Source organism: Microcoleus sp. CAWBG27 (assembly GCF_020883145.1).
Taxonomy (GTDB): Bacteria; Cyanobacteriota; Cyanobacteriia; order Cyanobacteriales; family Microcoleaceae; genus Microcoleus.
Map to the genome: position 1 here is coordinate 19500 of NZ_JAHREU010000057.1, position 22330 is coordinate 41829.

Annotated in this window: 19 protein-coding genes; 8 read left to right on the forward strand and 11 right to left on the reverse strand. The window is 45.6% G+C overall.

All coding sequences use genetic code 11. The features are described 5' to 3' along the window. The 4 genes from QZ938_RS24915 to QZ938_RS24930 all read right to left on the reverse strand — a co-directional run. The coding region (locus tag QZ938_RS24915) for a hypothetical protein (RefSeq protein WP_293353911.1) at nt 1-191 on the reverse strand (191 nt) is incomplete at its 3' end. 355 nt (nt 192-546) lie between these two features. After that, nucleotides 547-954, reverse strand: coding sequence for a type II toxin-antitoxin system VapC family toxin (locus tag QZ938_RS24920; protein WP_293147982.1), 408 nt, complete (start codon nt 952-954; stop codon nt 547-549). Then, complete coding sequence (locus QZ938_RS24925) at nt 951-1175, reverse strand: DUF2281 domain-containing protein (protein ID WP_293147984.1); 225 nt, start codon at nt 1173-1175, stop codon at nt 951-953. The genes QZ938_RS24920 and QZ938_RS24925 overlap by 4 nt, the downstream gene beginning before the upstream one ends. Before the next feature lie 144 nt (nt 1176-1319). Next, a complete protein-coding gene (locus tag QZ938_RS24930) occupies nt 1320-2114 on the reverse strand; it encodes a cation diffusion facilitator family transporter (RefSeq protein WP_293353909.1) in 795 nt (264 codons plus the stop codon). 44 nt (nt 2115-2158) lie between these two features. On the opposite strand from QZ938_RS24930, the gene hpsU reads away from it, so the two are divergent. Together hpsU and QZ938_RS24940 are read left to right on the forward strand one after the other, a co-directional pair. After that, the gene (gene hpsU / locus QZ938_RS24935; protein WP_293353907.1) at nt 2159-2839 is read left to right on the forward strand and encodes a hormogonium polysaccharide biosynthesis acetyltransferase HpsU; all 681 of its coding nucleotides are present in this window, start codon (nt 2159-2161) and stop codon (nt 2837-2839) included. A 283-nt stretch (nt 2840-3122) separates the two neighbouring features. Further along, nucleotides 3123-4253, forward strand: coding sequence for a flagellar assembly protein H (locus tag QZ938_RS24940; protein WP_293353905.1), 1131 nt, complete (start codon nt 3123-3125; stop codon nt 4251-4253). 297 nt (nt 4254-4550) lie between these two features. On the opposite strand, the gene QZ938_RS24945 is transcribed toward QZ938_RS24940, so the two are convergent. Then, complete coding sequence (locus tag QZ938_RS24945; protein WP_293353903.1) at nt 4551-5159, reverse strand: TetR/AcrR family transcriptional regulator; 609 nt, start codon at nt 5157-5159, stop codon at nt 4551-4553. A gap of 114 nt (nt 5160-5273) precedes the next feature. Between QZ938_RS24945 and QZ938_RS24950 the strand changes: the two genes are divergently transcribed. The 3 genes from QZ938_RS24950 (at nt 5274) to QZ938_RS24960 (ending at nt 8874) form a co-directional block, all read left to right on the forward strand. Continuing rightward, entirely contained in the window at nt 5274-6695 is a 1422-nt protein-coding gene (locus QZ938_RS24950; RefSeq protein WP_293353901.1) for an HlyD family efflux transporter periplasmic adaptor subunit, read from the forward strand. A gap of 199 nt (nt 6696-6894) precedes the next feature. Further along, nucleotides 6895-8079, forward strand: a complete 1185-nt coding sequence (gene devC, locus QZ938_RS24955) for an ABC transporter permease DevC (RefSeq protein ID WP_293353899.1) — start codon at nt 6895-6897, stop codon at nt 8077-8079. Nucleotides 8080-8157: 78 nt separating this feature from the next. Further along, nucleotides 8158-8874: a DevA family ABC transporter ATP-binding protein gene (locus QZ938_RS24960; RefSeq protein WP_293353897.1), complete on the forward strand. Its 717-nt coding sequence runs from the start codon at nt 8158-8160 to the stop codon at nt 8872-8874. 109 nt (nt 8875-8983) lie between these two features. Here the strand turns inward: QZ938_RS24960 and QZ938_RS24965 are convergent, their stop codons facing one another. From QZ938_RS24965 to QZ938_RS24980, 4 genes are all read right to left on the reverse strand, one after another. Continuing rightward, a complete protein-coding gene (locus QZ938_RS24965) occupies nt 8984-9985 on the reverse strand; it encodes a glycoside hydrolase family 104 protein (protein ID WP_293353895.1) in 1002 nt (333 codons plus the stop codon). A 139-nt stretch (nt 9986-10124) separates the two neighbouring features. Next, entirely contained in the window at nt 10125-11393 is a 1269-nt protein-coding gene (locus tag QZ938_RS24970; RefSeq protein ID WP_293353893.1) for a glycosyltransferase family 1 protein, read from the reverse strand. 189 nt (nt 11394-11582) lie between these two features. Further along, nucleotides 11583-11903, reverse strand: coding sequence for a hypothetical protein (locus QZ938_RS24975; protein ID WP_293148006.1), 321 nt, complete (start codon nt 11901-11903; stop codon nt 11583-11585). A 19-nt stretch (nt 11904-11922) separates the two neighbouring features. After that, nucleotides 11923-12840, reverse strand: coding sequence for a YihY/virulence factor BrkB family protein (locus QZ938_RS24980; protein WP_293353891.1), 918 nt, complete (start codon nt 12838-12840; stop codon nt 11923-11925). A 246-nt stretch (nt 12841-13086) separates the two neighbouring features. Here QZ938_RS24980 and QZ938_RS24985 point away from each other — a divergent pair, with 246 nt between their 5' ends. The 3 genes from QZ938_RS24985 to QZ938_RS24995 all read left to right on the forward strand — a co-directional run bounded on the left by QZ938_RS24985 (nt 13087) and on the right by QZ938_RS24995 (nt 14621). Further along, entirely contained in the window at nt 13087-13980 is an 894-nt protein-coding gene (locus QZ938_RS24985; RefSeq protein ID WP_293353889.1) for a CNNM domain-containing protein, read from the forward strand. A gap of 109 nt (nt 13981-14089) precedes the next feature. Further along, nucleotides 14090-14287 carry a hypothetical protein gene (locus tag QZ938_RS24990; protein WP_293148012.1) on the forward strand — a complete coding sequence of 66 codons (198 nt, stop codon included), beginning with the start codon at nt 14090-14092 and terminating at the stop codon, nt 14285-14287. After that, nucleotides 14271-14621: a type II toxin-antitoxin system PemK/MazF family toxin gene (locus QZ938_RS24995; protein ID WP_293148014.1), complete on the forward strand. Its 351-nt coding sequence runs from the start codon at nt 14271-14273 to the stop codon at nt 14619-14621. The genes QZ938_RS24990 and QZ938_RS24995 overlap by 17 nt, the downstream gene beginning before the upstream one ends. Before the next feature lie 66 nt (nt 14622-14687). Here the strand turns inward: QZ938_RS24995 and QZ938_RS25000 are convergent, their stop codons facing one another. Together QZ938_RS25000 and QZ938_RS25005 are read right to left on the reverse strand one after the other, a co-directional pair. Further along, the gene (locus QZ938_RS25000; protein ID WP_293353887.1) at nt 14688-15254 is read right to left on the reverse strand and encodes a hypothetical protein; all 567 of its coding nucleotides are present in this window, start codon (nt 15252-15254) and stop codon (nt 14688-14690) included. A 336-nt stretch (nt 15255-15590) separates the two neighbouring features. Continuing rightward, complete coding sequence (locus QZ938_RS25005) at nt 15591-22319, reverse strand: glycosyltransferase (protein WP_293353885.1); 6729 nt, start codon at nt 22317-22319, stop codon at nt 15591-15593. Nucleotides 22320-22330 lie beyond the last annotated feature (11 nt).

Genomic DNA, 22330 nt, shown 5'->3' on the forward strand with positions numbered 1-22330 from the left:
CGGGTTTCTTCGTCCGCGGAGGCGGACATTGTTTGTATAGCCGCGGTTTCCAACCGCCGGGTTTCTTCGTCCGCGGAGGCGGACATTGTTTGTATAGCCGCGGTTTCCAACCGCCGGGTTTCTTCGTCCGCGGAGGCGGACATTGTTTGTATAGCCGCGGTTTCCAACCGCCGGGTTTCTTCGTTTGACAAGCCGCGGTTTCCAACCGCCGGGTTTCTTCGTTTGTATCAATGCTATTTCAACGGCCGGGTTTCTGCACAAAAGAAGTACAATAATTATGACAAAATAAGAATTACTCATTTAATCGATCGCCATTATCCCAATGACTACCATTACCCAATCAGAAATTGAACAATATCGCTCCCAATTACAAGAATATCCCGATGCTCTAAAAGCCCTTGATGTACTTCAAGAGTTGGGTTGGGCGGGTTTTTGAGATTGTTTGTTTTGGCGCAATTATGGTTGGTGAACCCGCCCCTACAGGATGTATGAAAGATTTCGGAAAAAACCCGGTTTCTTAGATTGCCCTGTCAATTCCACCCATACTCACCATATTGTCTGAATAATAGTTAACGCTTGAATTTTCGCGTCGCGGGTGACTAACGGAAGACTCAAAGATAAAGCAGTGGCGGCAATAATCCTGTCTGGCATATCAGGAACCGTTGCCCTGTCAATTTGTTGAATAGTTGCCGAGATATTGCGATCCAAAGGTGCTAGCAAAATCCCCACATTTGGATCGTCCGCAGCATTTAAAACTCGTGTCAGCACCTCGCCTGCCAAACGCCCTCGCTCAATTAAGTAAGAAATTTCTACTATTGTAATTGCCGAAAAGTAGATCGAATTTCCCTCATTAACCGCTTCTTCTAATGCCGTTAATGCTGCTGGCGACAATCTCGGCAGTTCAAAAATGTACCAAATTAGGGTATGGGTATCTGCTACGACTGAGGGTATCAAACAATCTCCCTGGGAAAATTTCCCCACATTTCTTTTCGGGCTTGGGCGATGTCTTCTTCGGTAATATCTACTTTTAAGTCAGCACACAATCCTTTGACACTCTTTAGCGGTCGTTTAGCCATAGTTTTTTGTTGAAGAAATTCAGCAAAATCTAAAACTTCTTGCTGTCTCTCTGGGGGCAATCCGCGCAACTTATCTAAAACTGCTTGCTCTAAATTCATTGTTTTTTTTCCTCCGTTTCTACTTTAGTTGACATAGATTTGATTTTAGTCTGTTCTATTTTGATTGTATACCTATCTTTTATACTTTGGATCTTAACCGCAGATGTCGGCGGATAAACGCTGATGAACGCAGAGGTCGAGACATCATTTGATTAGTTCTTCGAGGGATGGAAACAGGAGTTTTTCGGCGCTGACTCTTTCGCAGTCGCAAGGTTCTTGAATTGCGGAGATTGCCGATACTTTTCCCAGCAGCAATTGGATACTTTCAATCAGCAATGGTAGAGTTAATAAAATTATTGATACCGATACTAGCAAGCTAATTAAGCCGTCCGCCCAATTCCAGTGCAGCCACGCTACGGCGATCGCAGCTAAAATTACTCCCACCGACGAAAATATGTCGGCGACTGCGTGCAGAAAGGCGCTTTTGAGGTTCAAGTCGCCGTGACAGCAGGAATGCAAGCAGCAAGCATTGATTGAGTTGACGCTTAAACCGACAATGGCGGTAATTAACATCGGGAGTCCTTCTACTTCCGGGGTTGGGGACTGCAAGCGGGCGATCGACTCTACTGCAATCCAAAGGGCGATCGCTACTAAACTGATACTATTAACTAAAGCGGCAATAATTTCCGGGCGGGCGGGAATTGCCGATCGGGCGATCGCACAATCCACCGATTTACTTCTTTGTCGTGACGAATACCAAGTAGCTGTTAAAGTTATTGCTAAAGCTGCTACATCAGATAAAACGTGACCCGCATCTGCCAATAGGGATAAACTGTGAGAGCTCGTGGCGGCGATTAACTCTGCGACAAAAAAGCTGCTAAGCAGTATTAAAGCTGTTTGTAAAAGTCGCACTTTGGGAATACTGGAATTGAGATTTTGGCTGTGTGCGAGATTCTTGGTGTTTTCAGAGTTAAAATTGTCCTTAACTGGAAATGTCATGCAGCAGTCCTTAAAGCTAAACTTGATTTTCAATTAAATATTAGATGACTCATTATACGCCAACTCCCGACCCGGAACCGCCGCATCCGATCGCCAATTCGCCAAATCCTGAAATAAACGATCGTCCAATTGGCGACAACCAACCAAATATTTTAACAGGCGAATCTTTGATTGATTTGCGGCTGTACAACCAGTCAAATTTCGATCGCGGAAGGCCTGGTTGGCTAATTTTGGTTTGGTGGTTCGTACAGGCGATCGCATTTCCCCTCACTCCACATCCTTGTAATAGCATCAGAAGCGGCTTGTTGCGGTTATTTGGCGCGAAAATAGGTTCTGGGGTGATTATCCGCCCTACGGCTCGTTTTACCTATCCCTGGAAAATTGAAATTGGTGATTATAGTTGGATTGGAGATGATGTTGTATTGTACAGTTTGGATAGAATTGCGATCGGCAAACACTGCGTTATTTCCCAAAAAAGTTACCTCTGCACCGGCTCTCACGACCCTCAAGACCCAGCCTTTGGGTTAATAACAGCATCTGTTATCATTAATAACGGCGTTTGGATTGCCGCTGACTGCTTCATTGGCCCTGGTGTTGCGATCGGTGCAAATGCCTTAATCGGAGCTCGCAGCAGCGTGTTTGAAAATATGCCCGCCGGCTTTGTTTGTACAGGAACACCCTGTCGCCCGCGCGATCGGCGAGAAATCAAAAAAGTTTGTAGTTAGGACTTCAGTCCTTTCTTCTACCACTTCGTTGATAAATATAGCAATCCTAAATTATTTGTGTAACTTTTGTAGGGGTTCTTCCCGAACTCGATTGCGCGATAGATAGGGCGTAGGTACGGGGGCACTACCCTACAAATTTATATGAATCATTCATAAATGCTATATTACTTAAACGAAAATAAGAGGGCTAAAGCCCAACAACGTACCTCATATTTCTTAGAACTGCTGTAAATAAATATCGCACATCTGCTATTATTAACGGATAAAGTTAATCGTAATTCCTATGACGCGATTTATTCACGATCGCTTTGCTAAAGAATTTCTGGAAGAATTGCTTTCCCCGCTAGGAACGGTGAATGTCGGCCGCGATGTGACGAGCGAAGTTCGAGAAATCGATGTTTATTTCACTCCTGGCACTGCAATTCCCGAATACTCCGAAAATCTAGGCTTGTTGGGAAAAATGGCGGGTACGACTGCTATTTTTGAGCCGTTTCGCAATCCGGCAAACGCCAGCGAAATTTGTAGCTGTTTGGGCAAATTATTGGACGTGCGAGGCGAATTGGAGCGAAAATTTAGAAGAGAAAATACTCGCTATGATGACGCTCAGTTACCCAAACTGTGGATTTTGACACCGACAGCATCGAAAGCCTTGGTAGATAGCTTTAATGCGACACCAGATACAGAGAATTGGATGCAGGGAATCTATTTTTTGGGGGAATCTTTGCGATCGGCAATTGTGGTGATTCACCAGTTGCCAGAAACTCCCGAAACTCTGTGGTTGAGGATTTTGGGCAAAGGGAAAGTGCAGGAAAGGGCGATCGCCCAATTGAGCGCTTTAGCCACAAACGATCCGTTGCGGATTATCGCGCTAGAATTATTGTATCGGTTACAGTCAAATTTAGTAACCGACATCCCACAGGAATTAGAGCCAGAAGAGCGGGAGTTAATTATGACGATAGCACCACTTTTTCGAGAAGAAATACAAGCTGCACAGCAACAAGCTAGGGAAGAAGGATTAGAAGAAGGGCTGGAACAAGGGCTAGAACGAGGACTGGAACGAGGCAGACAAGAACAACAGCGGTTAATATTGGAAAATATTCTGCGAGTTCGATTTGGAGAATTAAGCCCCAAAATGACTGCTTTTCTATCTCCCATATCCAAGTTATTTGCTGCGGATTTTACGGTTTTGTTGCTGGCACTATCGATGCTGACAGTTGATGAATCGGGGCGGGAAGAAGCGGTCAAGTTGTTGGCTGAAAGTGTATTGAAAATGTTTGTTACTAACTTGCAGGATATTCTGCCCCAGGCTGTGACTAATTTATTGGCTTTGCCTTTGGCAGAATTGACTTTGTTTGTGGAACAATTGCCACACCTATCGGATGCTGAATTGAGGGAAAGGTTAGTTGACAGTTGACAGTTTGTAGGGGCGGTGCCAAGAGTGCCCGCCCTCTTCGTTGACAGTTGACAGCGGGAGCATCTCAGGTTTGCAAAAAGCATTTTTTTATTATTATAGTGCGAGCGTCCCCGCTCGCGATTTGTAGAATACGCGAGCGGGGACGCTCGCACTACTATAAATGCAAAACTCAGATGCTCCCGTTGACAGCAAAGTTTGAAAGCTCAAATGATGGGGAAAAGGGAGAGGGAAAGCGACTACTCAAAACCTCAAAAATTAACCCGATCGCCCCATCTTCCCATCAACATTCGATCGCACTTAGGAATTTGACTGCGATCGCAAAATCAAGTGCAGCAGAGCATCGATTACTCGATCGCGATCCATGGGCATAATATCTTTACCGTGCATCATCTCCTGCGTTAACTGGAAATATACCAGAGAGCCAATAAAAATCCGCGCCGTCGCCTCAGGATCGGGCAATTTTAACTCTGGATGCAATGTTAAATATTCAGCCAGCCGATCGATACCCGGTTTAGCTAAGTTTCTCACAAAAGTCTGCGCTAGCTGGGGAAAACGCCCCGACTCCGCAATCACTAGCCTGACGAAATTGAGAAATTCTGGTTCGTGCGTCGCCTGATCCAATATAGTTGTGGCAATGAATCGCAGCGCTACGGCGGGTTCTTCATCCAGAATTGTAAAATGGACTTTTTTTCGCGCCAGCCACTGCACCAAGGCCGCGAACAATCCCTCCTTATCTTGAAAGTAGCTGTAAACCGTGGCTTTGGAAACTCCCCCCGTCTTGGCTACCTTGTCCATACTCGTACCCGCGTAGCCGTGGGTTAAAAATTCTTGCATCGCACCTTGCAGGATTTGCTCGCTTTTATCACCTAATGTTGCGTCTGGTTCGATTGGTTTTGTCCTTGCCATCTCTGGTTTCTGTAATTTTTGCTTCGGGTATTGACATCATTATACTGAACGGTTTAGTATTTATTTATAAACTAAACCGTTTAGTTTTTACCTACCCAAATCATGAGGTGTGTCATGGTACACCGCTTAACCGCAGAAAGCTTATCTTCCAATTCACCCTTAGTTAAACAACTCGTAGTTGTAGCAGCCTTAGCAACTCTGGCGGCTGGGGGAACTACTGGTTACACGATCTGGCGATCGCGCATTCCAGATCCCAATGCAGCAACCGCAGCAGCAGCCGTCGCAGCATCCCAATTAACGACAGTGACAGCTTTGGGGCGATTGGAACCTAGAGGAGAAGTGATTAAAGTTTCGGGCTCTGGGGCGGCGGATGGAAACAGGATCGATCGACTCCTGGTAAAAGAAGGAGACAGAGTGAAAACAGGTGAAACGATCGCAATTTTGGACAATCGCGATCGCCAGCAAGCAGCCTTCGATCAAGCACAAGAACAAGTGCGCCTTGCCCAGGCAAATCTCGCAAAAGTGAAAGCAGGAGCCAAAAACGGCGAAATTCAAGCCCAGAAAGCCAGTATTGCCCGCTTAGAAGCCGATCGCAGCAACGAGATCGCAGCGCAACAGGCGATCGTTGCTCGCTTAGAAGTCGATCGCAGTACCGAAATTAGAGCCCAACAAGCCACAATTGCTCGTTTAAGGGCCGAACAGCAAGGGGAAATTCAAACCCAACAAGCAGCAATTGCTCGCATAGAAGCCGAACTCCGCAACGCTAGAAACGAACAGCGACGCTACTCGCAACTGTACCAACAAGGAGCAATTTCTGCCTCAACTAGCGACAGCAAAACCCTCGCCGCCGAAACAGCCCAACAGCAACTCAACGAAGGAAAAGCCAAACTGAATCAAATTCAGCAATCTCGCCAACAACAAATTTATGAAGCGCAAGCCAAACTGAATCAAATTCAGCAGTCTCGCCAGCAGCAGATTAATGAAGCGCAAGCCAAACTCAGCCAAATTCAGGAATCTCGACAGCAGCAAATCGGCGAAGCGGAAGCAAATCTCGATCGCATCGCCGAAGTGCGCCCCGTTGACATAGAAGCAGCCGCCGCCGAAGTCGGTTCCGCCCAAGCCGCCGCCAAACAAGCCAAAGCCAATCTAGATCTAGCTTACATCCGCGCTCCCAGAGATGCTCAAGTCCTAAAAATTCACACGTATCCTGGGGAAAAAGTTGGAAATGACGGCATTGTCGAACTCGGACAAACTCGCGAAATGCTGGCGGTGGCTGAAATCTACCAAAGTGATGTGGACAAAGTACGGATTGGACAGCCAGCCAAAATTACTAGCGATTCTTTGAATGGGGAATTGCAGGGAAGTGTCGAATACATCGGTTTGCAGGTGCAGCGGCAAAACATTGTTAACACCGAGCCTTCTGCGAATATTGATGCTCGAATTGTGGAAGTGAAAGTGCGTTTGGATGCCGCTTCCAGTCAGAAAGTAGCGGGATTGACCAATTTGCAAGTCAAAGTTGCGATCGGCGGGAATTAAATATCAATCAAATCCGCCTTAAATAGCATTCTTGAGTCTGCGGAGGCAGACTTCGTTTGTGTAGTTGCGATTTCAATCGCCGATTCAAAATTGACTAATTTGCAAGTCAAAGTGGCGATCGGCGGGAATTAAGAATTAAGATTTTTTAACCGCAGAGAGCGCAGAGAACGCAGAGAAAATAGAGGAAGAGAAGAGAGATATGATTGGACTAATTAAACCTTTACAACAGTTAAGAAACAGAACTCCTCTCGGATGGCTGCAACTGAGTCACGACAAAGGACGAATGGCGGTTGCAGTTGCAGGAATTGCCTTTGCTGACGTTTTGATGTTCATGCAGTTGGGATTTCAAAATGCGCTTTACAGTAGCAATACGCGCCTGCACCAAACTTTGCAAACTGACTTAGTTTTGATGAATCCCCAAGGCCGGAATTTGCTGAATTTATCTTCTTTTCCAAGGCGCAGATTATATCAGGCGATGAATGTACCTGGTGTGAAATCAGCCGATCCACTTTACGTGAAAATTGCCAACTGGAAAAATCCCGAAACTCGGCGGGAAACGTCGATTATGGTGTTGGGATTTAATCCCGATCGCCCTGCATTTGACCTGCCAGAAGTCAACAAAAATTTGAATTTGATTAAATTGCCGGATACTGTGTTATTTGACCGAGCTTCAAGGGGAGATTATCAAGGGTCTATCGCCCAAATTAATCAGGGACAATCTGTTAAAACTGAGATCGATCGGCGCACAATTGCGATCGGCGGTTTATTTACAGTTGGAGCATCTTTTGCCGCTGACGGAGCTTTAATCACCAGCGATCAAAATTATCTACGCCTGTTTCCCCGACAGGATTCTGCAAGCGTAAATGCCGGATTAATTCAACTGCAACCCGGTGCTGACTCGCTGCAAGTCCAACAAGTTTTAAAAGCATATTTGCCATCGGATGTCAAGGTTTTGACCAAACAAGAATTTATCGAGTTCGAGAAAAATTATTGGGCTAAAAATACTGCGATCGGCTTTGTCTTTAATTTAGGCGTAGCGATGGGTTTTGTAGTAGGAGTAATTATCGTTTACCAAGTTCTGTCAACCGATGTCAGCGACCACATGGGAGAATATGCTACTTTTAAAGCGATGGGCTACCGGAATGTTTATTTGCTCGGCATTGTTTTTGAAGAAGCTCTAATTTTATCAATCATCGGTTTTTTTCCAGGGTTGGGAGTCTCTTTCGGACTTTACGCCTTAACTCGTAACGCTACAAATCTGCCGCTGTACATGACACTGATGCGAGCAGTTGCAATATTAATTTTAAACATGATTATGTGCAGTATTTCAGGCGCCATTGCTACTCGGAAACTGCAAGCAGCCGACCCAGCAGATATGTTTTAATCTGCATTTCGTATCTCTCTTATCTCTCTCTGCGTTCTCTGCGCCCTCTGTGGTTAAAAAAATCCGAATCTTTAACTCATGAAATCCACTACACTCAACCCCACAACTAACAAATTACAGATTCCTGAACCTGTAATTGCCGCGCATCACCTCGACCACTACTTCGGTCAAGGTCAACTGCGAAAACAGGTACTTTTTGACATCAACCTCGAAATCAATGCTGGGGAAATTGTGCTGATGACGGGGCCTTCCGGCTCCGGAAAAACCACGCTTTTGACTTTGATTGGCGGACTGCGGTCAACTCAATTTGGCAGTCTCAAAATTCTCGGTCAAGAGATGTGCAAGGCTAGTTCAGATGTATTGGTAAAAGGGCGGCGGAAAATTGGCTATATTTTCCAAGCCCACAACTTGCACCGCAGTTTGACGGCGCTGCAAAACGTGCAAATGGGTTTGGAAGTTCACGGCAATTTGTCGCGTGCCGAAATGCGCGATCGCTCTGCAAAAATGCTAGAATTAGTTGGGCTCCAACAACGGGTTAACTATTATCCCGATGATTTGTCGGGCGGACAAAAACAAAGAATTGCGATCGCCCGTGCCTTAGTTAGTCGCCCGCAAATTGTTTTGGCTGATGAACCAACAGCGGCCCTAGACAGCAAATCCGGGCGGGAAGTGGTGAATTTGATGCAGCAACTTGCCAGAGAGCAGGGTTGTACGATTTTGTTAGTTACCCACGATAACCGTATTTTGGATATTGCCGATCGCATTGTTAACATGGAAGATGGAAAATTAGCATAATTTTTAAGTTCTCAAAGAATCGACATCACCCATAACCCCCAACTTTTAATTTTGGATGCTCTAGAGTCTATCCAAAATCGCAAATTGTAACTCGTCCTCGGACTATTCACTAATTGCTAACAACCAATCCTGGACGGTAAATCCCCAAATTCTTCTGATACATTTTTTCGAGTTTGGGCAGCGACGAGTCCACGGAACCGCCAAAACGCCGAAAAGAAGGCCAGATGTAAGCGAGTTTTCTGACTGCTGGCTCCAATCGACCCGCTTTTATATCTTCTAATGCACCTCGTTCTCGAATTAACTCTATAGCCATTAGGTCTTGATTTTCTGGACTGAAATCCTTGACACCGAATTTTTTGGCGAATCTGTCCCAAGTTGTGCTGAGAAACTGATACCGCCCCGCAGCGTCGGAACAGAGTTTTTTGCCGTAGCGGCGGCCGCATCTCATTTCTCTGGGATGGTCGCTGAAACTGGCAAATTTGGTTCCTGTGTACTGGGTGTGGTAGCCATCGGCAGCAGCGGTGCCTTCGGCGCTGGCGATGGTGTCGAGAAATGCTTTTACCCGATCGCGCTCAATGCTATCGTCGTTATCCTCGTTCTTATCTCTTTTGTCTGGTGGCTCGTCAGTTGCAACTTTCGGCAACGCTTCTGATGCCGAAGCCGGCGAGCTTTCTGCCGAGGCAGTCAGGCGTTTTGGAGGTGGCGACATTTCTGCCGAGACTGTTTGTCCCCAGAGTTTCGGGGCCATTCTACCCAAAAAAAAGCACAAACAGATGCACAAACTCCACCCCAGCCTCAAACGGAGTTGTTTGTACTGCTGGCTGCGCTCTCGCACCGGCCACGCGTACAGGGGGATAGCTGCGGGCAAGACTCCGGTTTGCTGGCCGAAGGCGAACAGCGATTTTAGAGCTAGCAAGGTTTGCTTGTAGAAACGGGGTGGAACTTTGCGAGCCCTCATCGCTGCGGCGAAAGTCTGGATATCTGTCAGAGTCACTTGTGCCAGCGGTTTGTCTACAAACAGTCGAAAACCGTTGGCGGCCTGCCAGCTAAAGCGCTTGCTGGGGGTAGATTTGCGGTTTACCCACAGACGAATTAGCTCTTGGTCGGACATACGAAGCAGATGTCTTCCCAGATGTTCTGATGCGTACAAGAGTACCTCCTCATATCACTTCTAGTTGAAGGTTCCCAGTTTATAGATGAGATGGATAGGGATCGAGGGAAACAGGCTTCAACCATACTAAGTGATACTACTAAGCGCTCACGGGGTCAAGTTTCATCGCCGATTTTTCGAGCAGTTGAGTGTAAAGTTGACCGAGTTGGGAGGCCACACCGTCCCAACTGAAATTGGTTTGGACGCGCACTCTGCCTGCTTGTCCGAGTTGCTGGCGCCATGCTGAGTCAACTAACAGCCGATCGATCGCACTTGCAAAGGCTGCTTCATTTTTCACAGGCGCCAGCAAACCGGTTTCTCGCGGCAATACGGTATATTTGAGCCCTCCCACGTCGGAGGCGACTACGGGCGTGCCGCAGGCCATCGCTTCAATGGCGACTAAACCGAAGGGTTCGTAATGGCTGGGAACCACGCAGACATCGGCGGCTGCGTAGTAGGCGGGGAGAATCTCTCGGCTCAAACCGCCGGGAAAGCTGGTAATGTCGCTTAAGCCTAATTCTTCCACGATGCTGCCGATTCGATCGCGCTCTTTGCCGTCGCATTCCCCCTCGCGCCAGCCACCGCCGATAATTAGTTTTAAATCCCCTTTGCGCCGCAGCGCCGACAGACTGACGGCGCGGACTAAGGTTTCGATGCCCTTGCGGGGGTCAAAACGACCGACGTACAGCACGACTTTGGTTTCGGGGGCTATTCCCAACTGGCGGCGGGCTGCCGATCGGGCGATCGACCCAAACTGCTGAGTGTCGGTACCGCAGGGAATGAGGTCTATATTGCCTTTTGAGGACACCAGAGACCTCATGTGTTCTTTTTCTTGGGGACTGGTAGCCACCACGCGATCGGCTGTTTCCAGAAGAGTTTTTTCTACTTGCAGCCTGGTTTTGGCAATCATCGGAATAGTCGCAACCGACTTGTATTTAACTGCTGCCAAAGAATGGTAAGTATGAACTTGTCGCAGGGGTTGGGATTTTTTCAACTCCATTCCCACCCAAGAAGACAGCCAGTAATTCGTGTGAACTAAGGGATATTGAAAGCCTGACTCTAACTGAAACTTCTGAAATTCGCGAACAAAAATTGGCAAATATCCGTAAAGTTCGTCGCGGGGAATAAATTCTTGCGGCCCTGCTACTAGGCGAATTGTCCGGCAATTGGGGCTGTGCTGGACAATCCTTGCTTGTTGGCGATCGGATGAGCGGGTGAACATATCAACTTGCCATCCTTGTTTCGCCAAAGATTCTCCTACTTGACGCACGTAAACGTTTTGCCCGCCCGCTTCTTCTTTGCCAATTTCCACAGCCGGATCGCCGTGCACCGAGATCAGGGCGATGCGTTTTTTTGTTAATGAAATCATGATTGTTTACCAAAATTTTAAAAAAATGCAGCCGATTAATGTGCGATTTTGGCTACTGCGCGGGGAATGAAATGTAGCTGCTAATTGTTATTAAAGTCAAAATAGGCGATCGATAAATCATCCCTCAGGGATAATTTCACTGGAAAAATTGACAAACGACTTCCTTCTGCTGACAGAGACCAGCAGCAGCTAAAACTCTAGATAATCTAAATGGAAATGAACGAGGGTGAAAAGAATTTCCCGGATTTGAGCAGTTGTCAAACTCGAACCAGCTTTCAGCTTGCTGTTCGAGCCGATCCCGTCAGTCGGAGGTAAAATTTTCACCTGTCGCGATAAATAATTTGAACTGTGGAGAAAGCAGAAGTAAATCTTCCCAAAGACAGAATTTGACATGGCGCTCGAAGAGAAAGATAAATTATTGCCTTCAAAATTTTTCTTTCCTTCCGCCTTCCGCTTTCTGGCTGCTTCGCTCTTGCTTTTATCAAAGCCGGGGATAGACTTTAACCTCAAATTTCCCAATTGTCAAATATTAAGAATTTTTTCGATGTTTGCGTGTGGAGGATTCCCCCTTTTCACTGTGCAGGGTATTATTTCGCGAACCTCGCATTCGAGAGCCGTATCGGTTAGCCCAAACTTGGGTAAACTCGGCACCTAAGAACAGAATTTGAGCGGAATAATTAATCCAAAGCAGGATAATTACGAACGATCCCGCAGCACCGTAGGTAGAGGCAATACCGCTACCTCCCAGGTAAACTCCTATTAGCGATTTGCCGATCGTAAACAGGACTGAGGTGATGGCGGCGCCGATCCACACATCATTCCAAGCAAGATCGACATCGGGCAAAAGTTTGTAAATCAAGGCAAACAGCAGCGTAACTACACCAAAGGAGATCCCAAAATCCACAATCTGCCAAATATTGACTGGTAATTGCAGCAAGCCGTTCAACCAAAAGCTGACGGCTGCTAAAACGGCGCTAATTACTAAAGATACTAACAATAGAAAGCCGATGCCTAAAATCATCGCAAAAGACAATACGCGGTCTTGCAAAAATCCCCAAATGCCGCGTCCCGGAGGCGGTGAAACATTCCAAATAGTATTGAGAGCTTCTTTGAGGTTAGTAAATACGTTGGAAGCGCCCCACAAAAGTGTAGCGAGACCAACTATAGTAGCAATCATTCCCGACTTGGGTTCGGAAGCTTTAAGGATTAGTTCTTGGACAGTTTGAGCGCCATCTTTGCCGATTAAACTTTGAAGTTGGGCGACGATTTGACCTTGGGCTGCATCTGCACCAAAGACTAAACCGACGATCGCAATTACGATAATTAGCAGCGGGGCGAGGGAGAAAACTGTGTAATAAGCTAGGGCGGCGGCTAGGGTTGGTGCTTTATCTTCTTGCCATTCAGTAAAAGTTTGTTTTAGCAGTGATACGACTGTTTTTAAGTTCACGACCTTTGGTTTCCTTATACTTGTCTTTCACCAATAAATCGTAATATGTTATGAGTTTTTTCTCGTCGGCCAGAAGATAGATTTATGGATGGCAAATTGCTTTTTTTATCTATTTGTAGGGTGTGCAATGCACACCTTACGAAGACCCGTAGTGCGGATATCCGATATGTGGAGCCGTCAATCTATCTGAATTGCAAGCTAAGATGAAATGATTAACCTAAACATCTATCAGATTAGATATCTATCTTGAATAACCTTACTTGTCTGGAAATAGAAGTCGCCGAAACACTGTTGAGGTTAGCAATGTTGCTGGGCTTAACACTTTTAATCGCGTTTTTTGTGGCGTCAGAACTAGCATTAGTATCAGCCGATCGCCATCAAATCCGCCAACTCGCCCAGTTGCGCGATCGCCCAAACGCGAAAACCGCCGAACTCGTCCATCTAGCGCAGAACAACATACCGCATTACCTGTCGGTGACTCAAACAGGCACAACAGCCGGAAGTCTGCTGTTGGGATGGTTGGGCGAGGGTGCGACTGTACACTGGATCGAGCCCTGGATCGACAAATTGCCGATCGGTCATTTTCCCGCGATGCTGACGGCGCATTCGATCGCAGTTCCCGTAGCATTCATCTTCGTTACATACATCGAGATAGTATTAGGAGAACTCATCCCCAAAGTATTAGCAACCCACGCCCCAGAACGCACAGCTTTGTTACTGATGCCCGCCCTGGAAGTCTGCTCGAAAATACTCTGGCCGCTGCTAGCAGTTCTCAACGGTACGGTACGGATGCTGACAGGTTGGATTACCAGTAAACAGTCAGAATCGCTGCTACCAGCTTCCGAACCAACTCTCACTGAAAAAGACGCTCATTCAGCCCTAATTTCCGGCGTCTGGGAAGTAACAGCAGTTAACGAAAAACTCGGGTTAAACCTGCCAACCAACCAAGCGTACCAAACAATCGCCGGATTCGCGATCCATACTTTTGGTAGAATGCCTGCTCAGGGCGATCGATTTTTGTGGGGAGAATTAGAAATAGAAGCAGCAGATGTAGTAGAAGGCAGTTTAGAAACAGTGCTGCTGCGCCAGGTAACACGCCCTTTGTTTGAGCCACAACATCCAGAACTCGTGTTGAATTAATCCTAAGTCAGGCTTAAATACTTCCTCGATCTATGTGTCTTAGGTTGTAATTGTGCGACAATGTATCAAAAATCTGCAAATTGCGTAAAGCACAGTTTATGAGGTGGATATGCTGAAAACACTTTGGGCTACTGTTCGACAAGGAAAAATTGAACTGCTAGAGTTATCAGAGTTACCCGAAGGGGCAAAAGTATTAGTAACACTCTTACCTGATGAAGAAACTGAGTTTTGGCTTCAAGCCAGTCAAACATCACTAGATACAGTTTGGGATAATACTGAGGATGATATCTATGCCCAGTTACTCTAAAAATGACATAATTTTGGTTAGATATCCCTTTTCAAACTTGTCTAGTTCTAAGGTAAGAGTAGCAATTGTTGTGAGTTCGCCACACGTATCTCAAGAGATTATGATTGTGCCATTGACAAGCAAAACTGCATCCTTAATTGAGGGTGAGTTCATACTCACTGAATGGTCAGCAGCAGGGTTAAATGTGGCTACAGCAGTCAAGCGAGGTTTGCATACAGTACATGAAAGCTTAGTTGTAAGGAAGATTGGCATATTAGCAGATTCTGATGCTGAGCGACTGGAGCAATCTCTCCAAGATTGGTTGGGGTTTCAGTGCAACAGCGATAGTTTTTAACTGGTTCCCAGGCAAATCCTGGGAACGAGGAAAGACAGTCAAACATAACTATATACACATATTCGCTTAATTTAACCGTTCCCAAATCCATTCATATTGCCTCTTAAAGCTTTCGATACTTTCCTGAGAAACTTCCGTATCTTCATCGATACATATTAAGATAGCAGAATCTTTAAAATCCATATCGCCAAGAACATAAATTCTCAGATGTTTGGGAATAGCATCGTAAGCTTCTCGCAAGCTACTTTTATTGTCTGGTGTTGGCAAGGTTAGGAATCTAGCAAAGGCTTCAACACAAGTCTTTGCAACTGTTTGCTTGCCCTGAAGCAGGTTTATGGTATCTTCCACTTCTTTGACAAACTCATCAATCTCTATATAAAACTCTAAAGTCGAGTTTCCATAATAGAGATGGTGACAGCTTATCCTCGCACCCTTGGGAACTTGGGTAACAACCCATCCCTCAGCAACTTTGGTTTTGAATTCCTCAAAGTCAACTAATCCCCAACAATCAATCGTACCATCCTCAAAAACTCCGATGATAGTTTCATAGTAGTTGTGATTGTGTATAAATGCCGACAGCCCTTGACCCCGAATTATTTCTCCATTTGCACCGTTTCTGTAAATTTTAAGCATTTTTTTACCCTTAAAAATCAAGTTAGAATTGCCTAATTAATTGCGCCAGATAAGGCTGGGTGGTATGCGCCCCAGTCTGCGTTATGTCAGTTTATATCATTTCCGGTTGTATCGGAATGATTTAACTTTTCTAGAGCGCACAGGGCACAGAGAGAGAAGATAGAGATGAATACAGGATGATGCAATCGGATTTGATATTACCAGAAAGAATTGGTTGAAAGCCCGCCCGCCTTTGAGGGATAAATTAAAATCAGACTATTCATTACTCAAATCCTCTTCTTTCTAGGTAGAGTTCGCTCTCAAACTGTCAACTGTCAACTGTCAACTGTCAACTGTTTACTTCACAGCCACCTGAACCGCACCCCCAACAAACTGCTCGTAATCTTCAAACAACCATTCAGGTAAACAACTATCCGCATCCTGAACTTGCAACTGTCCAGCGCGACAAAACAGCCTCGCCGCCAACAAATAATTCACAGCTTGAGGCATTCCAAACCCTTTACTCAACTCACCCACCAACGCATTCAAAACAGTACGTTCAGTATCAGTAAGCGGATCGTTAACAAACCCACTCCCGAGCATTGCCTTGTAACCTTTACCCAAATCGCTCCGGTACAAAAGTTCAAGTTGTTCGCCGGAAACCTTCAGCCACAAGTCAGCAATTTGTTTGCGAATTTCCCGCAAATCTGCTATTACCATTTCCGCCGTCGGTTCGATTTCATAAAGATTCAGGGCAGCAGTTAATTGATTGAGAAACTGCGGGAGATAATCTTGGTTGACAATCGTTTGTTGATTGTCCGCGAATGGGATTTCAAAGATTTTTTCGTAATCGTCTATCAACCACTGTGGCAAGCGGGTGCGAGGGTCGGAAACCCGCATTTTTCCTGGTACAAAGTACAGCATTCCACCCAGCAAAGCATTGATAGCTTGAGGATGCACTAACCCTTTGCTAATTTCGGTTACTTGCTGCAAAAAGTTGTGTTCGGCTTCAGTCATTGATTGTGCTTGCAAGCCGCAGTTAAGTATTGCTTGATATGCTTTGCGAACTTCCCCTCGGTAAACATTTTCTAGTTTTTCTGTGGGAACAATCAGCCAAAAATCAGCCAGTTGTTTGCGGATTTGGCGGAGTTCCAAAACTACCGATTCGTCTGACGGATCGATCCGGTAAAGATTGACGCATCCTAATAGTTGATTTACAAATTGTGGCGATTGAATGTATTGAGCGAGTAAGTCAGAACTTGACTCCTTCTCGACGGTATCTTCTGTTTCAAAAACTTGTTTGTAATCGCCGATTAACCAGTGTGGCAAGCGGTTGCGAGCGTCGGGAATCCGCATGGTTCCCGGCGGGAAATACAGCATTGCTGCGAGCAAGGCGTTGACAGCTTTAGGATGCACTAATCCTTTGCTAATCTGCGTTAATTGCTGCAAAAATATTTGTTCGCCTTCCATCATCGCTTGATGTTGAAAGTAGCTGTGCAGCAGCATTTGATAGCTTTTTCCGGCAGCACTTTTATAGGTGGCTTCCAGGTTTTCGGTGGGAACGTTTAGCCAGAAATCAGCGATTTGTTTGCGGATTTGGCGGAGTTCGGATATTGCTGAGATGTTTGATGAGTTTCTTTGGTAAAGCTGGACGTTATGCAAGAGTTTCTCACCCAAGTCTGGCTGTTTGGGAATGCTATTCTGCAAGCTGCGGGAGGCTTCTAGGTGGCTTTTTTGCCAGTTGCTAAATAGTTCTTGAAATAGTTTTGCGATCGCCCCCGAGTATGCCACACTGTCAAAACAGGCGGGATTGGCTTGCATTTTTTGCACAATTTCCTGGCGTTTTTGCTGCCGCAGTTGCGGGTTTGTGGCGAGATTGACGGCTAGCTGAATGTAGGATGCCTCGTCATGGGCGATTAAATCGGGCATCAAGAGCGATCGTACCACTGCCGCTCCCATGCGCGATCGTAAAGTATCACCATCCCTAACAACAGTTGGCAATCCCACCTCCAGAGGATCCACCAGAGAAGTAGTCCCCGCATAGGGGTAAGAATCCAAATAAACATCACCCAACTTCAAAACTTCCTTGACATCCGCACGATTTGGCAAAGCCTTCACCACCCGCAAACGCTGACTCTCAACCCCATACTTCGCCAAAATCCCTTGCATATTATTAACAAAAGCCGCCCCAGGATAATAATTAGTCCAGCTAGGGCCAAAAGGCATTAAAAACAGTATGGAATTAGGAACAGCAGCCAAAATCTTCGCCCAAGTTTCCCTTAACTCCGGCACCAACTTATACAAATTAGCGCTGGAAATAAACACAACCGATTCCTCAGAAATCCCCAGACTATTTCTAGTCATTTGAAGATTAGGAGTATAGGGTTCGAGGGTATAGCTAAAACAGCAACCCAAACCGTCAACAGTGGCTAATTCCTCGCGATAGTGCGTGCGTCCCTCAATGGCAGGTTCCATCAACTTGCCAGCAATATAATAGTCAACGTGGCGCATTCCCGTAGTCACAGGAGAATTAAAACAAGTAGTTTGTACCCGCGCCAATCGATGCTGCGCCAGCAAACTAATCGGATGAGTGACAGCAGTAATATTCGTAGCAACCAACAGAATATCTAAGTCATCAGCGCGGATAGTCTGAACTTGACTCGGCAAATTACTCGGCAATTGCACCAACCTATCCGCGCGACTCTGGCAATACTGTTCTAATTTATTACCATCCAAATTGATAGCATACAAAATAATTTCAAACTGTTCTCGATTCAGATACTCAAAAGCAGGCAAAGTCGCGAAAGTTTCCGTCATCGCCCCGAAATGCTTAGTCAGAACTCCGACGCGAATTTTCTGTCTGTTTGCAGGCCTCGCCGGAAAAATGCAATCAATGGCAGCCCCGCGATTTTTCATCGCAAATTCAATAATTTCTGCCCGTTTGGTGTAAACTTGCTTGAGATTTTCGCTATTGAAATACAAAGGGATAAAGTTAGCGGTTTGAGTGAAAAACCAGGCAATTTCCTGCCAAATTTGTGAATTCTGGTTTTGGAATATATTGCGGTGTACGTAACTAACCCATCCCTGAACGTAGCGGCAATAATTGTCAGCCTCTCCTAGTTCTTGAAAGAGCGTCGGCGCGGCAAACATAAACTTGAGATAGTCGTTGACAAACCAATTGGGTATAGCTGCATTTTCATACTTTAGCAATAACTGATCGGCACGACGGTAAAGAGAGGCTGCTAGTAAGTAGCTAACATCTTTTAGAGTTTTAATTCCCTGGGATAGATGTGTTTCCAGTTGACCGATTAAACTCTGTTCAGTATCTGTTATTGCTTCATATTTGATTGTACTATTTAGCAGCATTTGATGTGCCTTACCTGCCTCACCGGAATAGGCAGTTTCTAGTTGCTCTGCGGGCAGATTCACAAAATAATCGGCAAGTTGTCGGCGCAGTTGGCGGATGTGAGTGAGAGCAACTTGATTAGTTTGGTCTTTTTGATACTCTCCCAGGTGTTGGGGAAGGGAAGCTAAAGACTGTTCGGGTGTATTAACTTGAGCTAATTCATCACCAATTAAGTTACCGTGTTGTTGCAAAACTTTTTCTGACCAACGCACTTCTTCAGGTTTGTAAAGTTGAGAGTGCAGGCGAACAATTGTAGCCCTCATCAAGTCTAATTTGGCGCGTTCTGCGGCCATTTTTTGGGTTCTGCTAGAGCCGTCGCCGTGTTGCCTGTAGTAGAGATAAGGCTGAGGCAAACGATCGCCTAACCAGCCTTTTTCATAGGCAGAAATCCAAAATTCCCAATCTTCGCATCCCAGCTTCATCACTTTTTTCAAGCCGCCTACTTGCTCGTAAATTTCTCTTCTAAATAAGGAAGTTGCCGGGGCTTGATTGTCTCTCAAAAATTTATTGGGGTCAAAATCCCCGTGGATAACTAAATCGCAGTTTGCTCCGAAGTGCTGCACATCTGTATAGACAAAACCCACCTCCGGTTTCGCGGATAAAACTTCAACGCACTCCTCTAGAAATTTGGGATGAATTTTATCATCGGCATCTAGAAATAAAACAAACTTTCCTGACGATTGCTGAACACCAATATTTCTGGAATCAGCGGGCCCCGTGTTGGGTTTGTCGATGAGGCGCAGCGCTTTTTGAGGATATAATTGAATTAAATAATTGGCGAAGTTGCTGGTATCGTCGGTGCTACCGTCGTTGACAATGATGCACTCCCAATTTTGATAGGTTTGATTGACAACACTTTCAACAGCTTCTCTGAGTAGATTGGCGTGGTTGTAGCAGGGGATGATGATGCTGACAAGTGCTGTTTCGGGCGTGCGGTAGGGCATGGCGTTTAGCTGTGATACAGAGATGGCAACGGGGACGGTAGTGATGGGTTTGATACCTCGGCGGATGATGCCGTATTCATTCCATATCTTAAGCGTTTCTTGTTGCGATCGCCCTGAACCATGTTCTAAACCTTGCTCGTTGTGGTAGTAAAGCCCAATTATTTCCGAGATGCGGCACATCTTTTCGGTTTTTCCCACCCGCAACCAAAATTCGTAATCGCCAGCCGCAGTCAATTCTGCTCGGAAATAGCCGTGTTTTTCGTGTAGCGATTTTCTCCACATTGGCCCAGAACCCACGATGCAGCGTCGTTCCAGTTCCCCATAGGAAAAGTCCGGCCAATTCCACCGCGTTTGAGCTTGCGTCGCAACCCAGGTATCATTAACAACATTCGTAATTAATTGATCGCCGTAAACCAGAGCAGTTTCTGGTTGAGAGTCCAAATAATTAGCCATGATTTCCAATGCGTCGGGGCGGTGTCTGTCGTCAGCGTTAGCATTAGTAATGTATCTGCCCCGCGACATCTCGATTCCTCGATTCCAAGCGCCATAAATTGTTTCTCGCTCTGGGATACGCAAATAGATTATGTTGGGATATTTTGCTTGAAACTCCCGTGCGATATCTCCTTCGTTCTGTTCGGAATTGCTGTCAATGACAATGATTTCTAGTTCGCCTTTTTGGTAAAGCGTTTGGTTTACCAAGTCTTCCAAGCAGCCGCGAATAAATTTTTCTGAGTTGTAGGTAGAAACGATCGCAGATACTTTGAAAGCTGACGGGACAGGCTGCGATGTGTCATAATTCGATAATTCGCTCTGTAAGGCTGAATCGGCTTGCGGTTGAGCGGAACGCTCAGCTACTTGAACCAAAACTGAGCTAACAGTTGCAGCCATTTTCGACCAGGAAAACTTCTTAGCTTGCTCTAGCCCCGCCGCAATTAATGAATTGCGAACAGCAGGCTTCTGTATTTCCCGCAAAGCATTGACAAGCCCGCCGACATCATCGGCATCTACATAAACCGCTGCTTTTCCTGCTACTTCCGGAATCGAACCGTTTGGACAAGTGATGACTGGACAACCGCAAGCCATAGCCTCGATGACTGGTAACCCAAAGCCTTCATATTTCGACGGATAAACTAATACCGCAGCACCCGAATAAGCAACTCTCAATTCGCTATCGCTTAGTTGCAGCGTGCGGACAGTGATTCCAGAACAATACAATTGCAGATCGGGTTCTAATACAGGTTTTCCGCCTGTGCAGACTATATCAAAGTCAAACTTATTGGCAAGTTGAGAAAAGGCTTTGAAAAATAATATCCCATTCTTGTAACCATGCCAGCCTACCCTCTCGCCTACCAAAAGAAAATAGGGTTTAGCAATGCTGTACTTTGACTTGAAAGCTGCGATTTCTTCTCTATCGGCTGGCGAGAAATTGGCGTCTATTCCGCAGTGCGCTACAGCTACAGAAGCTGAGGATATCTGCGGAAAAACCTTAACTAAATCGCGGGCTGTATTTTCGGAAATGGCGATGTAGGCTGAGGCGTGACGGATACCGCAATGCTTTTCTCTCCACTCGGAATGAGCAAGATTTTGTCCCATCAACTCTGGAATCATGTCATAGGCCATGAATACTGATGGCGTTGAAATTGGTGTCGTGTAGTAAGTAGAAATAAATAAATCGGCTTTTTCTTCATCGCAGATTTGCTGTAGCATTTGGCGGTCTGCATCGGTTTGGCTGTAGTCGTAGCGGGCTACATTCCGGTACTGGATGCCGGGAATTTTGGGGGCGGTTCCCGCTCTGTCAAGAACTATAATTTGTTTAGCAAAACCATTTTCTGCCCAATTTTCTAGCAGCGATGTCCAGACGCGACCAATGCCGGTGCTGTTAAGCTGATAAAATACGCCGTCAATCACAATCTTTTTTAAATTTTCAGGAGATAGGGCTGCTGGAGTTCTCATTGATTTGCGGTTCTCTGTGTCTGCAATTTTTCTCAGAGCTGACTCGTAATCCTCTTGGAGTAATGAGGCTTTTTTCAATTCCGGCTCTTGGCAATATGATAAGCTTTGAAAAAGTTGATGCGGGATTTCCTTTTCTGTCAAGAGGTGCAAATAATCGCCGTTAGAGTAAAAATTTAAATTAAATTTTTCGGCAATTATAGACAGTGCCTTGGTGGTATAAATAGAAATGTGCTGACCTTCATCTAGGGCATAGTACCACCATTCGCTGGGCTGGGGATTGTTGGCTGGCAGCAATCTGGTACTGAATAAAATATTGCGAGAATATTTGAAGATTTTTTCGATCTCCGACAGCGGGTTAACAAAATGCTCAAATACTTCAAATGCTGTTACTAATTCGTAGGGTAATGTGCTATTTTTGTCAGCCTCAAATCCTTGTGCAAATATATTTTTGCAATATTTATCATGCCATGAGAAATTAAATCCTAAATCTCTCATCATCCGAACAAATACACCGTAGCCGCCCCCGTAGTCTAAAAAATTAGCGCGGTGATTAAACAAATTAAAAATAATATTATTGGCTGCGGTGGAGAACATCGTGCTTCTCGATAACATTCCCACGTCGCTGCTAGCTATGGCTTCTGAATAAGCCTCCTCAAGCCAGTACGGTTCCTCGGTTTGAACAAATCCACAATTTGAGCATTGAAAATACTCAACGTTATATTTTTTTAGTACCGTAGCCACAGCCAAGCTGTTTGTTGGAGAATCACAAATATTGCACTTCATCAGAAAATTGG

What these genes read in the sequence shown, in the direction of transcription:
- QZ938_RS24925 (WP_293147984.1), bottom strand. Translation starts at nt 1,175, where the DNA reads ATGAATTTAGAGCAAGCAGTTTTAGATAAGTTGCGCGGATTGCCCCCA.
- QZ938_RS24930 (WP_293353909.1), bottom strand. Translation starts at nt 2,114, where the DNA reads ATGACATTTCCAGTTAAGGACAATTTTAACTCTGAAAACACCAAGAAT.
- hpsU (WP_293353907.1), top strand. Translation starts at nt 2,159, where the DNA reads ATGACTCATTATACGCCAACTCCCGACCCGGAACCGCCGCATCCGATC.
- QZ938_RS24940 (WP_293353905.1), top strand. Translation starts at nt 3,123, where the DNA reads ATGACGCGATTTATTCACGATCGCTTTGCTAAAGAATTTCTGGAAGAA.
- QZ938_RS24945 (WP_293353903.1), bottom strand. Translation starts at nt 5,159, where the DNA reads ATGGCAAGGACAAAACCAATCGAACCAGACGCAACATTAGGTGATAAA.
- QZ938_RS24950 (WP_293353901.1), top strand. Translation starts at nt 5,274, where the DNA reads ATGGTACACCGCTTAACCGCAGAAAGCTTATCTTCCAATTCACCCTTA.
- devC (WP_293353899.1), top strand. Translation starts at nt 6,895, where the DNA reads ATGATTGGACTAATTAAACCTTTACAACAGTTAAGAAACAGAACTCCT.
- QZ938_RS24960 (WP_293353897.1), top strand. Translation starts at nt 8,158, where the DNA reads ATGAAATCCACTACACTCAACCCCACAACTAACAAATTACAGATTCCT.
- QZ938_RS24965 (WP_293353895.1), bottom strand. Translation starts at nt 9,985, where the DNA reads ATGTCCGACCAAGAGCTAATTCGTCTGTGGGTAAACCGCAAATCTACC.
- QZ938_RS24970 (WP_293353893.1), bottom strand. Translation starts at nt 11,393, where the DNA reads ATGATTTCATTAACAAAAAAACGCATCGCCCTGATCTCGGTGCACGGC.
- QZ938_RS24990 (WP_293148012.1), top strand. Translation starts at nt 14,090, where the DNA reads ATGCTGAAAACACTTTGGGCTACTGTTCGACAAGGAAAAATTGAACTG.
- QZ938_RS24995 (WP_293148014.1), top strand. Translation starts at nt 14,271, where the DNA reads ATGCCCAGTTACTCTAAAAATGACATAATTTTGGTTAGATATCCCTTT.
- QZ938_RS25000 (WP_293353887.1), bottom strand. Translation starts at nt 15,254, where the DNA reads ATGCTTAAAATTTACAGAAACGGTGCAAATGGAGAAATAATTCGGGGT.
- QZ938_RS25005 (WP_293353885.1), bottom strand. Translation starts at nt 22,319, where the DNA reads ATGAAGTGCAATATTTGTGATTCTCCAACAAACAGCTTGGCTGTGGCT.